This window comes from Vibrio stylophorae (assembly GCF_921293875.1).
Lineage (GTDB): Bacteria > Pseudomonadota > Gammaproteobacteria > Enterobacterales > Vibrionaceae > Vibrio_A > Vibrio_A stylophorae.
The window spans coordinates 183,417-195,528 of sequence record NZ_CAKLDI010000002.1 but is presented as its reverse complement, the minus strand read 5'-3'; the positions used below and the strand labels follow the sequence as shown (position 1 = coordinate 195,528).

Annotated in this window: 15 protein-coding genes; all 15 read right to left on the bottom strand. The window is 41.3% G+C overall.

Annotated elements, in window-relative coordinates:
- Nucleotides 1–65: 65 nt before the first annotated feature.
- Complete coding sequence (locus L9P36_RS14460; protein ID WP_237468181.1) at nt 66–404, bottom strand: hypothetical protein; 339 nt, start codon at nt 402–404, stop codon at nt 66–68.
- Nucleotides 405–978: 574 nt separating this feature from the next.
- Nucleotides 979–1,263: a hypothetical protein gene (locus tag L9P36_RS14455; RefSeq protein WP_237468180.1), complete on the bottom strand. Its 285-nt coding sequence runs from the start codon at nt 1,261–1,263 to the stop codon at nt 979–981.
- A gap of 183 nt (nt 1,264–1,446) precedes the next feature.
- Nucleotides 1,447–1,950 (bottom strand): hypothetical protein, encoded by a 504-nt coding sequence (locus L9P36_RS14450; RefSeq protein ID WP_237468179.1) that lies wholly within the window; start codon nt 1,948–1,950, stop codon nt 1,447–1,449.
- A gap of 100 nt (nt 1,951–2,050) precedes the next feature.
- Complete coding sequence (locus L9P36_RS14445; RefSeq protein ID WP_237468177.1) at nt 2,051–2,500, bottom strand: immunity protein RhsI2 family protein; 450 nt, start codon at nt 2,498–2,500, stop codon at nt 2,051–2,053.
- Between the two features lie 136 nt (nt 2,501–2,636).
- Nucleotides 2,637–3,050 carry a hypothetical protein gene (locus L9P36_RS14440; protein ID WP_237468175.1) on the bottom strand — a complete coding sequence of 138 codons (414 nt, stop codon included), beginning with the start codon at nt 3,048–3,050 and terminating at the stop codon, nt 2,637–2,639.
- A gap of 197 nt (nt 3,051–3,247) precedes the next feature.
- Nucleotides 3,248–3,607 carry a hypothetical protein gene (locus L9P36_RS14435; RefSeq protein ID WP_237468174.1) on the bottom strand — a complete coding sequence of 120 codons (360 nt, stop codon included), beginning with the start codon at nt 3,605–3,607 and terminating at the stop codon, nt 3,248–3,250.
- A 154-nt stretch (nt 3,608–3,761) separates the two neighbouring features.
- Complete coding sequence (locus tag L9P36_RS14430; RefSeq protein ID WP_237468173.1) at nt 3,762–4,076, bottom strand: hypothetical protein; 315 nt, start codon at nt 4,074–4,076, stop codon at nt 3,762–3,764.
- 123 nt (nt 4,077–4,199) lie between these two features.
- On the bottom strand, nt 4,200–4,613 hold the full coding sequence (locus L9P36_RS14425) for a hypothetical protein (protein WP_237468171.1): 414 nt from the start codon (nt 4,611–4,613) through the stop codon (nt 4,200–4,202).
- A 160-nt stretch (nt 4,614–4,773) separates the two neighbouring features.
- Nucleotides 4,774–5,142, bottom strand: coding sequence for a hypothetical protein (locus L9P36_RS14420; protein ID WP_237468169.1), 369 nt, complete (start codon nt 5,140–5,142; stop codon nt 4,774–4,776).
- Between the two features lie 1,032 nt (nt 5,143–6,174).
- Nucleotides 6,175–6,711, bottom strand: coding sequence for a GNAT family N-acetyltransferase (locus L9P36_RS14415; RefSeq protein ID WP_237468167.1), 537 nt, complete (start codon nt 6,709–6,711; stop codon nt 6,175–6,177).
- Nucleotides 6,712–7,238: 527 nt separating this feature from the next.
- Nucleotides 7,239–7,526, bottom strand: a complete 288-nt coding sequence (locus L9P36_RS14410; RefSeq protein ID WP_237468166.1) for a La RNA-binding domain-containing protein — start codon at nt 7,524–7,526, stop codon at nt 7,239–7,241.
- 143 nt (nt 7,527–7,669) lie between these two features.
- Nucleotides 7,670–8,125, bottom strand: coding sequence for a hypothetical protein (locus tag L9P36_RS14405; RefSeq protein ID WP_237468165.1), 456 nt, complete (start codon nt 8,123–8,125; stop codon nt 7,670–7,672).
- Nucleotides 8,126–9,149: 1,024 nt separating this feature from the next.
- Nucleotides 9,150–9,560 (bottom strand): hypothetical protein, encoded by a 411-nt coding sequence (locus L9P36_RS14400; RefSeq protein WP_237468163.1) that lies wholly within the window; start codon nt 9,558–9,560, stop codon nt 9,150–9,152.
- 192 nt (nt 9,561–9,752) lie between these two features.
- On the bottom strand, nt 9,753–10,172 hold the full coding sequence (locus tag L9P36_RS14395) for a hypothetical protein (RefSeq protein WP_237468162.1): 420 nt from the start codon (nt 10,170–10,172) through the stop codon (nt 9,753–9,755).
- Between the two features lie 503 nt (nt 10,173–10,675).
- On the bottom strand, nt 10,676–11,101 hold the full coding sequence (locus L9P36_RS14390; RefSeq protein ID WP_237468161.1) for a hypothetical protein: 426 nt from the start codon (nt 11,099–11,101) through the stop codon (nt 10,676–10,678).
- Nucleotides 11,102–12,112 lie beyond the last annotated feature (1,011 nt).

Genomic DNA, 12,112 nt, shown 5'->3' with positions numbered 1-12,112 from the left:
TAAAAATTCGAGCGTAGCGAGCCACACAAAACTGCGCAGCGTTTGGCATCCGCTGAAAGTTCTTGTTAGGCACTAGACTCTCTTGGCTGATACCCTAACGATTCCCACCGCGAATGAAAGCAATCAATATCTTCCCATTTTACGTATGTAAGATGAATATCACTGTCATTACAAAATCGAAATTCTGTATCGTTGAATTTGAGGAATAAATCGTGAAAGCCAAAATGACCAAAGCCCATTGCTTCAACATCTTGAAGCTTACCGATGACCTTGGCTAATTCAATAGATTCGAAGTCCCAATCGTCGTCAGCGTAATAGTCCATACCCCAAGCATATCCGAACATGATTTCGCACGCCGTGACACCTTGCGATAAATAATGCTCAACAACAAACTGAAGCTCCATTCTCAGCTGCTCAGGATGCATTGGATATGTGACTATTTCACTATTCATAATTCTATGTGCCTAACGCTAAGTTAAGGGGTGACAAACTTTAGTGTGCTAGCCTTGAGCGAAGCGAAAATCAGCACACAGTTTGGCATCCCGCTTGAACTACTTGTTAGAAACCGCTGCGCTCAATGATGCCAAAGTAACAGCCCCACCCTGTGTAAACCACAACACCCAAGCCAAACTGAAACCGCCACCCAACTTTGCTTAAATGAGCCAATTGCACTTACCTAAATTTGAGAGAAGTTGTGCATATTGGCGACACGGAAAAACCAACTTGGCGGAAGTGTGGAAAATTGGAAGGCAATTGTTGCGATGAACTGATGTTTGCAGCCCGATCGCGTGATTAGAAGTGAAACGCGTAATCACCGTTGATTGAATTGGCTGCAAACCGCCCGCCAAAATAAACCTAAATTCACGAATGGTTTTCTAACGCTAAGTTAAGGGGTGATAAACAGTAGTGCGCTAAACTTGAGCGAAGCGAAAACAGCGCACTGTTTGGCATCCCGCTTAAACTACTTGTTATATAACATCACAAACCATACATAAAATATGCCAGCGCCCCAAAAACTCCGATTAGCACAAATAGATATTTAATAATAACGTGATTCACTGATGAATTGTGCCTACTTAAGCTCTTCTCTATTCGCTCTATCTCTACCGCTGACAATGGTTCTTTGACTTTATGCTTATTATTTTTCATCAGCGCTTGTGCATCGCTTTCCTGACTGTCGAAAACCACCCAAACACCTACACTCATAGCTCCCGTCTGTCGCCGTCCAAGAGCATGAGACCGAGCAGAGGAAATATACGTCATTATTCCTCGTCTCTTTAAATTATATGACAGCTCTTCTGCATCACATGGGCATTCGAAATTTTTTAAGAGCTTCATTGTTCACCTGTTATATAACGCTAAGTTAAGGGGTGACAAACTTTAGTGTGCTAGCCTTGAGCGAAGCGAAAATCAGCACACAGTTTGGCATCCCGCTTAAACTACTTGTTATACCCATTTGCCTGCCACCTCAGCAATAAAATTCACGAGATTTTGTAATGTACTAAATCGCTCTCTATAACTTTCATTTGCACCATGCAAAGGTTTGAAAGTTAACTCGGAGAGTTTACTACCCTGAAATTTACTATTGGTATCTATGTCATCGTCTATTTCTGAGATATCCCTTAGATCTAACAGCAATTCTAGATTTAATAATAAACCTTCTGATATCTCTATGTTTGATTTCAAGACATTGGTTTCTAGTACTTCATCACCATACTTTATGTCTAGTTCGCAGACTAAATAATCTGAAAATTGAGGGGTGTAATTTTCTAGCAATCCGAAAACTTCCTCATGCAAGGTTGAGCCTTGCTTTTCATCTATTAGGCTTGCTACTTGAAAAAGGATATCGGAAAGTAATGAATCCTGATACTCTGATTTTACTTCATGCGTCTCTATTGCTGCTTTTAGGCCACTTGCTAAATCTAGTAAATCGGTATCGTTAAACTTCATAAGATTCTAGTTTCCATATGGGGTATAACGTTCCAAGCAGCGGTGAGTTTATTGGCGAGCTTTTTGCCCGCGTAGCGGGGGAGAAAAAAGCGCGACAATGTTACGAATCCGACTGACTTGGCTTGTTAGATTGCTCTACCCACATTTCTAAAATAACTTTATCCTCTAAACTGTCAGAGATTTTCTTGATTTCTGACGTTTCTTTAAAGAGCTGAATTACATATTTAACTATGATTGTTTTGCCTTTTTCATACAGGCTATACTGATAATCGGTTTCAGCTTCTCTAGTCCACTCATTCAGAACACCATTGTTATCGACAACTACGATAGGCCAATCACCCATACTACCCATATATAAATCTTTAATAACCCCCCGTTCTTCAATGCATTCTAATTGACCAGATTCAATATTACTCCACCACTCACTAGATCCGAAGAGACCATGAGTATTTTGCATTCCAAAATTGCTTGTATTTAACGTCGCTTCTTGTACTTGTTTTATGTACTCATCTTGATTTTTTAAATCGTAGACTTTCTCAAATCCTATCACTGTTCTAGCCTTTCAATCTAACGCTAAGTTAAGGGGTGACAAACTAGTAGTGCGCTACCCTTGAGCGAAGCGAAACAGCGCACAGTTTGACATCCCTCTTGAACTACTTGTTAGGCGGATAACCAAGTAATCAGCATTATTGTAAAAACCGACTTCGAATTTGCAAACCCGCGTCTAAATCAGAACATGCTGCAATGAGCACTTTTAGTGTATGCGGAGCCAATACTTCATCTTGCTCACATTTTACAATATATCCTGAATGCTCAAATGTTGTATTTGGTTCACATTCCCAATAGTCAGGTAATTGACTCTGGCAAACTGAGCGAAAAAGCTTCTTAACTAGTTTTTCAAAATTAACTTCCGCTTCAGCCATAAATTCAGCATTACTTTTTCCTAAAGTCAGCTCAAGCAAAGTGGCACTTTCATGAGAACCGTAGATGTAATAAGCAACTACATTTCGTTGTAGTAAATCTGATGTTATGGATACTTGTGGACTACTTAATAACTTTCCATATGTATATGTTTGCAGACTGTATAGGGTGTAGTCCATCACTAATTAATGAAGCTCTAACATCAGAAAATTTCCAGCTCATGTTCTCTCCTTAATTTGAGTTATCCATTCCGCCTAACGCCAGCTTCAGCTGCCCCAAATGCAAAGCGGGGTTTGTATTATTATTTGAGCACAGCGAGTTAACACCAAAACCGCGCAGCCGTTTGGGGTCAGACTGGAAGCACTTGTTAGGTGCTTCACGGTCCCTCAAACGCCAAATAGTGCGTATCTACCTTTTTACAGCCTTCATCTATGAAGTGCTTGATTATTGCAAAAATTACTATGAAATTTTCAGGAAACTCACCTACTTCTCGCTCACAGCACAACAAATCTATCTCTGTGCTTGTAAGAATCGTTTTTCCGTAATATCCCTCAAGCCCCACCTTTTCCACAAAACCACGAGCTACAACCTGAAATAATTCCTCAGGTATATACAAAACCTCATCTGGAATACTATCTTTCCAATTAATGCTTACTCCGCGCTTGGCGAGATAGAGCATAACTGGATAATCATCTTCATCTTTCGCATATTGCAATAGCAGTTCATGCTCAATCATTGAATTTTACTCAAATCTCTTGCTGTGGATATACTCCAGAGCACCTAACGCCAACTTCAGCTGTGACAAATGCGTAGTCTGTTTTGTGTGAAAATTCGAGCGAAGCGAGCAACACAAAAACCGCGAAGCTTTTGGCATCCGCTGAAAGTTCTTGTTAAGTGGCAATAGCCAACCTTGCCTCAAGAAACAACAATGTGTTCATTCCAAACACAACCACTAAACCCAAAAATACAATTGATAAAATTAATGCATATATAAGCCATGGTATGAGACTGCTGTTACGACTCCTGCACTTAGCATATGAGGGCAAAATCACCCAAAAACCTGAAATAGCTGCGACAATGTATAAAAAATATGTCGCATACTTCATCCAAACCAGAACACCATATAAAACTTGGGAAATTACAAGACTCAAAGTTAAGGCTAGAAGAACCATCAGCGCTTTGATAAACCTTAATTTCATTCCCATTTTCATGCGTCCTTGCCATTTAACGCTAAGTTAAGGGGTGACAAACTAGTGGTGCGCTACACTTGAGCGAAGCGAAACAGCGCACAGTTTGGCATCCCGCTTGAACTACTTGTTATAAAACAGCTAGCGACATTTGAGTTGACTCTGCTCACTAACCCCAACCAATAAGCCATCAAGCGCTAACGATGAAAGATAAGTAGTTTGCTGCGTGCATGAATACTTAGGGCTAGTATCCATTTTAAGATCAAGCTTACCATCCCCATCCATGTCTCCCGCCCACAACAACTCAAACCTCGGTTCATCAACATCGACGGTTGATAAATCGTTGTGCCAGATCGATTGCTTCATATCACCACATGAAAAATTGATCTTGAATTCTTGTGTTGATTCATTTCCCGATGAACTAAGCGTACATATTGCTTGATTAAATTCCAAAGTGATACTTGACCCAATAATTCCAAGATAGGTGTCACCGATTATGTGCGCTTCTGGTTTTTCTTTAGCGAAGATGCAGCAACTAAATAATAAAAGTAGCATTATGAATTTCCGCATAGAGAACTCCATTGCTGTGTTATAACGCTTGCATAAGGGGTGCCATGCAAAGCGGCAATTTGATTAAATTCAAGCGCAGCCCATAAGCAAATTGCCGCGCAGCTTTGGCATCCCAGCCTGCGAAGCTGGCGACTTAATGCACTTGTTAAATGTTCGCTTCAACATATGCACTTAAAATTATACTTCTAAGCTGTTCAGGCAAGCGATCGAGAGTTTGTGCTTGACCATTAAATTTTGACTCAAGATCATTGGATGGATCTGTACCATTTACCACATTATGAATTACTAATAATACACAAATAGCAAACTCACGCTCGTGCCCATCTTGTAGGTCATATGAGCCTAGCTCAATTACTTCATATGGATACCAAAACTGCTCATCACTGGTGATTCCATTTTGTTCAAATATAACCTTCTGCAATTCTTCATAATGCTTATCAGAGTCACAACCATAATCAAGGTGACTTATAAAGTGCATTTCTGCTTCTGTTATTGATTTAATGAACTCGATCATACCTAGAACTTTTAACGCTAAGTTAAGGGGTGACAAACTGTAGTGCGCTCCACTTGAGCGAAGCGAAACAGCGCACAGTTTGGCATCCCGCTTGAACTACTTGTTATATAACATCACAAACCATACAGAAAATATGCCAGCGCCCCAAAGACTCCAATTAGCACAAACACATACTTAATAATAACGTGGTTTACTGATGAATTGTGTCTGCTTAAGCCCTTTTCTATTCGCTCTATCTCTACCGCTGACAATGGCTCTTTGACCTTATGCTTATTATTTCTCATCAGCATTTGTGCATCGCTTTCTTGACTGTCGAAAACAACCCACACACCGACACTCATTGCTCCCGTATGTCGCCGTCCAAGGGCATATGATCGGACAGAGGAAATATACGTCATTATTCCTCGACTCTTTAAACGATACGAGAGTTCTTCTGCATCAGATGAGCATTCGAAATTTTTTAAAAGCTTCATTGTTCACCTGTTATATAACGCCAACTTCAGCCGTGACAAATGCGCAGCCGGTTTTGTGTAAAAGTTCGAGCGTAGCGAGCAACACAAAAACTGCGCAGCGTTTGGCATCCGCTGAAAGTACTTGTTAGAAACCACAGCGCTCAAAAATGCCAAGGTAACAGTCCAGAACTTGGTAAACCACCGCACTAATTACAGAACCTAACCGCCACCCAACTTTGCGTGAATGAGCCAATTGCACTTACCTAAATTTGAGAGAAGTTGTGCATATTGGCGATGTGAAAAAGCCGATTTGGCGGAAGGCGGAAAAATTGGAAGGCAATGGTTGCGCTAGATTATTGTTTGCAGCCCGAGCGCGTGATTAGAAGTGAAACGCGTAATCACCGTTGATTGAATTGGCTGCAAACCGCCCACCAAAAACAGTAAATTCAACGAAGGTTTTCTAACGCCATATTAAGGTGTGAGCAACGCTACCACGAAATTTAACCATCTCACCATAAACACAAAACCCAGCGATAAAATGAAAAATGCCAAGCGTTGGGAATCACTCTTAAATGTTTTGTTATATGCCTTTCCATTCACTAGACAGGACTGACATTAAGACCTTATCTATAAACTCTCCATTACGAAAACCAGACTGACGCATAACACCCTCATGTTGGTAACCAGCTTTCTCATAAGCCTTTATTGCACCTTGATTTCGTGAGCTTGCTGTTAACTGAACCCTATGTAACCCAAGAGTTTGAATTGCATAATCAGTTACGATTTTCGTCACTTCAGTGCCTATGCCTTGACCCCAACATTCCTTTTCACCGATTAAGATGAAATACTCACCACTTCTGTTGAGAGTGCTTATTCCAGATACACCCGTATACCCAATTAGTTGGTCATTGGCTTTTGAGCATATACCAAAAGATACGTTTTTAGGGCTTGCGTTGATTGTGCTCAACCACTTTTCTATATCAGATTTCGATTGAGGGTAAGCATAAGAAGACAGGCTATATAGCGTGACTTCACGATCTCGCGACCACATGTAAAATGATTCACTGTCTGCAATTTCCAGCGATCTTAAGTAATAATTATCTAATTCTAACTGCATGATGTTCCTTATCATTTCGACTGGCATATAACGCTAAGTTAAGGGGTGACAAACAGTAGTGCGCTACACTTGAGCGAAGCGAAAACAGCGCACAGTTTGGCATCCCGCTTGAACTACTTGTTAGAAACCGCTGCGCTCAAAGATGCCAAGGTAGCAGCCCCGCCCTGCGTAAACCACCACACCCAAGCCAAACTAAAACCGCCACCCAACTTTGCCTGAATGAGCCAATTGCGCTTGCCTAAATTTGAGAGAAGTTGTGCATATTGGCGACCCGACAAACGAAACTGGCGGCAAAACAAGTAACTTGCGGAAATTGCGTGCGCCGAACTAATGTTTGCAGCCCGAACACGTGATTAGAAGTGAAACGCGTAATCACCATTGATTGAATTGGCTGCAAACCGCCCACTGAAAACTGTAAATTCCACGAAGGTTTTCTAACGCTTAGTTAAGGGGTGGCAAACTAATAGTGCGCTATACTTGAGCGAAGCGAAACTGCGCACTGTTTGGCATCCCGCTTGAACTACTTGTTATGTGTAGTTGCCACTATGTTTCTTATAAAACTTTAGAAGGAAGTTATCCGTTTGTGAGTTGTCAGCAGAAAAATAATAACAACTCCAGTTATCCCAGCCTGCACAAATTTTTAAATTAAAACGGACAAAATCTGGATGGATAGCTTCATCTGTTATCGGTGGTATATAAATTCCCCAGCGGAAAAACCCATACCTGAACATCAATAGCAAGCTAATTATCCACGATTCTTTCAGAGACTCTGTTTCGATACTGACCCGCCCCTCGGCAGTTTTACTTAGCTCCACTAATCAACTCCTTCGATACACATAACGCCAACTTCAGCCGTGACAAATGCGCAGCTGGTTTTGTGTGAAAATTCGAGCGAAGCGAGCCACACAAAAACTGCGCAGCGTTTGGCATCCGCTGAAAGTACTTGTTATATAGGCGATCACATACGATACCCAACAACTCGCCCCCAATTCCCAACTGCTGCTCTATGCTTTTTCAAGTCTGCTTCAGATGGTAATTTACCTTTGAGCAGCACCAATGACCCTACATTATAAGTGAATGCATCCCTCACAACAGGCAAGCAAAGTGACTCAGTTCTAAAACTATTTAATTTGGCATCCTCTGGAAATGATTGGATTTCGGTAAATACTTCCAGTTCACTTTGTATCAAAACTGATGAATTGAATATCCAATCTTCATTGGAGCAAAAGTAATTCCACCCATCAATCTCGACGTTCTCAAACAGTCTAGCCCCTAGAATTGAAGCTGGGTATTTCAGTGCTAAAGCAACATGAAATACAGTTACTTCGCTTACATCGAAGTACATTTCCAAGTTATTTCGAACATGAGCATCCCAATCGAGAGGTGGAATATCTTTCTTGGTATATCGATGCATAATCTCGCCTGTATAACGCCAACTTCAGCCGTGACAAATGCGCAGCCGGTTTTTGTGTGAAAATTCGAGCGAAGCGAGCCACACAAAAACTGCGCAGCGTTTGGCATCCGCTGAAAGTACTTGTTAGGTTTGACTATGCGCTAATCAGCTTTGGTTTCGAAGAGGTTAGCAATTTTTGTAATACCTACCCACTGAGCTAATCCTGCAATACCCGCGACAAACACACCTAGAACCGAACCATGCGGACAGAGCCATGAAACAAGTGAACTCGGAAAACCTGTGAGCGTAAGCCAAAGGTGTGACGATACGCCGTATTCTCCATGGTCCACGAAAAACTCAGCATATATGGAGATACACAAGAAAATTGACACCCAGCAGCCATAAGTAATGAAAATGATTGATGTACAATTCGTTCTCAAGCTGAAAATCTCCAAAGAAACCTAACGCTAAGTTAAGGGGTGACAAACAAGTAGTGCGCTAACCTTGAGCGAAGCGAAACAGCGCACAGTTTGGCATCCCGCTTGAACTACTTGTTAGGGCTCTTTTGATACCCCAGTACATATGCTGAAAACAAAAATGCGGCCTCCAAAAACAAAAATATACCTACTGGAAATAGCGGTAAAGTATGACCATCAAGCGCTGCATATGGGTTAAAAAATATCATTGGCATGAATAGCGCTAGCAATATACACATGCACTTTGTGAACTCGTATGCCTTGCGCTTCGCCAAAAGTAAAGACCAGAAAATTAGCGCTATAAAAGCTCCTGAGCTTAGCCAAGTGAGCTCTGTTTTCAATGATAAATACATAATCCGAATGGCTACAAATGCAATAACAATAGCGAAAAAGTAGCCGATATACTTCTTTATCTGAGTGATATTTAACATGTTCACATTAAGAGCTCTAACGCTTACTTCAGCCGTGACAAATGCGCAGCCGGTTTTGTGTAAAAATTCGAGCGAAGCGAGCCACACAAAAACTGCGTAGCGTTTAGCATCTGCTGAAAGTACTTGTTAGGTGACAATTCAGGTACCACACAACTCCACAGATACCATTGCCTCTTCAAGACGTTGGTTCATAAAGCCAGAACGATATTTCTCAATGTGCTTAGTTCTGTGTGCGTGAATTTTATTGAGAGCCAAGCATGCATTCTGTTTATCTTTCCTAGACATATACGGCAACATATTGATTGTTTCGACTAGCCATGTTCCAACATACAGATCGAGTCGATTGCGCACACGCTCATACTCGCCTTCATCTATAAATTTAAGAGCTTCACTTGAATCGATTAGCTGAACTAACATCGAAGGAATTCTATTCGATGAAATTATTTGCAGCGTCGTCGACACACCTTCTTGCCTTCCTACCTGAACACCAGCAATAAATGATGTGAGGATGAGTAGCACGACAGTAAAATACTTTAAATTCTTAGCCATAAATACTCACCTATCCATGAGGCTAATTTTCCACTCTGCTTCAAATTTGGCACCTAACGCTGCGTTAAGTGGTGAGCAACGCATACCACCACACCTAAACCATTGTGCCGTAAACACTAAAGCTGAATCAAACCGAAAATGCCAAGCGTTGGGAATCCGTCTTAAACGCTTTGTTATATTGATGAAGTGAGGCTAAATTTGGGATTTTATACCTAACGTAATCAAGGCTGATGCGACACCGACAATAATACTGACTAACGCTGTAAAAAACCTTTCAGAACGCTTCGCTAGAAGTTCATCAAAGTACAGTTCAGTTTTGGCGGTCATTGTGAAAACACAGTTGCTTTTACCACCAGTATTATTGAAGTTATTAACCTTTTCTACACCGGTTGCCTTAGCATAAAGGATAGAAGCTAGTAACTTTTCTTCATGCAGTTTACCCTCTGAGTTTCTAAGTTCACAGGCAACATAGCCATTAGTTATCAGATTTGCTAATGGAAAATAGTCTCGATAATCACCAAACTTTTTCTTAATAAAGGGCTCTAACTCCTGAAGGGTGATTTCACGAAAATTCACAGCTAACTTGAGTAATTTATGACTACTTAATTTCAAAGTTCCCCCTAGATTTGAAGAGCAATATAACGCTAAGTTAAGGGGTGACAAACTGTTGTGCGCTAAACTTGAGCGAAGCGAAAACAGCGCACAGTTTGGCATCCCGCTTGAACTACTTGTTAGAAACCGCAGCGCTTAAAGATGCCAAAGTAGCAGCCTAACTCTACGTAAACCACCACACCCAAGCCAAACTGAAACCGCCACCCAACTTTGTTTGAATGAGCCAATCGCACTTGCCTAAATTTGAGAATAGCTTTGCATATTGGCGGTACGAAAAACCAACTTGGCGGGAGTGCGGAAAATTGGAAGGCAATGGTTGCACCGCACTTTATGTTTGCAGCCCGATCGCGTGATTAGAAGTGAAACGTGTAATCACCGCTGATTGAATTGACAGCAAACCGCCCACTGGGAAAATATAATTCAACGAAGGTTTTCTAACGCCTTACTAAGAGGCGTAAAAGGCTTGGCTAAAATTAGGAACGAAGTGACGCAAGCCAAGCTTTTTACGTCCTTCTTGAGTAACTTGTTATACGTACTTTACCCACACTAGCCATTAGCTTTTTGGTAAAGGACATTTGATTAAGATACCAGATTTCAACGATATATAATGGTAGAGTTTTTATTAAAACCACAATCATATTTGCACTTTCACTTTTAGAGCTACCTAAGATATATAAATAGAAAATGCACAAGCCTGAAAAAAGAAGCATTAAGCTATGAGTTTTTACAATTTGGTATGTAACTGCACTGTAGTTAAACCTAATGCCTTTAATTTTTTTAATTTCTTTTATTTTGATGCGCTTGATTACGTTTAAGAATGAATTTTTTATACGGGAAAAGAACCATTTTAAAAAGATACCGAATGTTGCTGTTGTAAAAACAGTTAACCAAAAACTTAATTGAGATGCGTTTTGTAAATACTCTTCCATGGTTGATTACTCCGATACTTCATGTACGTATAACGCTAAGTTAAGGGGTGACAAACAGTAGTGCGCTACACTTGAGCGAAGCGAAAACAGCGCACAGTTTGGCATCCCGCTTGAACTACTTGTTAGAAACCGCAGCGCTCAAAAATGCCAAAGTAACAGCCCCGGCCTGCGTAAACCACCACACCCAAGCCAAACTGAAACCGCCACCCAACTTTGCTTGAACAAGCCAATTGCACTTGCCTAAATTTGAGAGAAGTTGTGCATATTGGCGACATGGAAAACCAGTCTGGCGGAAGGCGGAAAAATTGGAAGGCAATGGTTGCGCTAGATTATTGTTTGCAGCCCGATCGCGTGATTAGAAGTGAAACGCGTAATCACCGTTGATTGAATTGGCTGCAAACCGCTCACCGATAACTGTATATTTCACGAAGGTTTTCTAACGCTAAGTTAAGGGGTGACAAACTGTAGTGCGCTACACTTGAGCGAAGCGAAAACAGCGCACAGTTTGGCATCCCGCTTGAACAATTTGTTAGAAACCACAGCGCTCAAAAATGCCAAAGTAACAGCCCAAACCTAAGTAAACCACCATGCCCAGGCCAAACTAAAACCGCCACCCAACTTTGCCTGAATAAGCCAATTGCACTTACCTAAATTTGAGAGAAGTTGTGCATATTGGCGATGTGAAAACCTAGATGGCGGGAGTGCAAAAAATTGAAAGGCAATGCGCGCGCTGAACTTATGTTTGCAGCCCGAACGCGTGATTAAAAGTGAAACGCGTAATCACCGCTGATTGAATTGGCTGCAAACCGCCCACTGAAAACAGTAAATTCACCGAAGGCTTTCTAACGCCAACTTCAGCCGTGACAAATGCGCAGCCGGTTTTGTGCAAAATTCGAGCGAAGCAAGCCACACAAAAACTGCGCAGCGTTTGGCATCCGCTGAAAGTACTTGTTAGCTTTCACTAAGCAAAATAAAACCAGATATGAAGCACACGTTAATGTATATCCAATC

Excerpts from the sequence above, each read along its gene's own strand:
- L9P36_RS14460 (WP_237468181.1), bottom strand. The coding sequence starts at position 404 with ATGGAGCTTCAGTTTGTTGTTGAGCATTATTTATCGCAAGGTGTCACG.
- L9P36_RS14455 (WP_237468180.1), bottom strand. The coding sequence starts at position 1,263 with ATGACGTATATTTCCTCTGCTCGGTCTCATGCTCTTGGACGGCGACAG.
- L9P36_RS14450 (WP_237468179.1), bottom strand. The coding sequence starts at position 1,950 with ATGAAGTTTAACGATACCGATTTACTAGATTTAGCAAGTGGCCTAAAA.
- L9P36_RS14440 (WP_237468175.1), bottom strand. The coding sequence starts at position 3,050 with ATGGACTACACCCTATACAGTCTGCAAACATATACATATGGAAAGTTA.
- L9P36_RS14435 (WP_237468174.1), bottom strand. The coding sequence starts at position 3,607 with ATGATTGAGCATGAACTGCTATTGCAATATGCGAAAGATGAAGATGAT.
- L9P36_RS14430 (WP_237468173.1), bottom strand. The coding sequence starts at position 4,076 with ATGGGAATGAAATTAAGGTTTATCAAAGCGCTGATGGTTCTTCTAGCC.
- L9P36_RS14425 (WP_237468171.1), bottom strand. The coding sequence starts at position 4,613 with ATGCTACTTTTATTATTTAGTTGCTGCATCTTCGCTAAAGAAAAACCA.
- L9P36_RS14420 (WP_237468169.1), bottom strand. The coding sequence starts at position 5,142 with ATGATCGAGTTCATTAAATCAATAACAGAAGCAGAAATGCACTTTATA.
- L9P36_RS14415 (WP_237468167.1), bottom strand. The coding sequence starts at position 6,711 with ATGCAGTTAGAATTAGATAATTATTACTTAAGATCGCTGGAAATTGCA.
- L9P36_RS14405 (WP_237468165.1), bottom strand. The coding sequence starts at position 8,125 with ATGCATCGATATACCAAGAAAGATATTCCACCTCTCGATTGGGATGCT.
- L9P36_RS14400 (WP_237468163.1), bottom strand. The coding sequence starts at position 9,560 with ATGGCTAAGAATTTAAAGTATTTTACTGTCGTGCTACTCATCCTCACA.
- L9P36_RS14390 (WP_237468161.1), bottom strand. The coding sequence starts at position 11,101 with ATGGAAGAGTATTTACAAAACGCATCTCAATTAAGTTTTTGGTTAACT.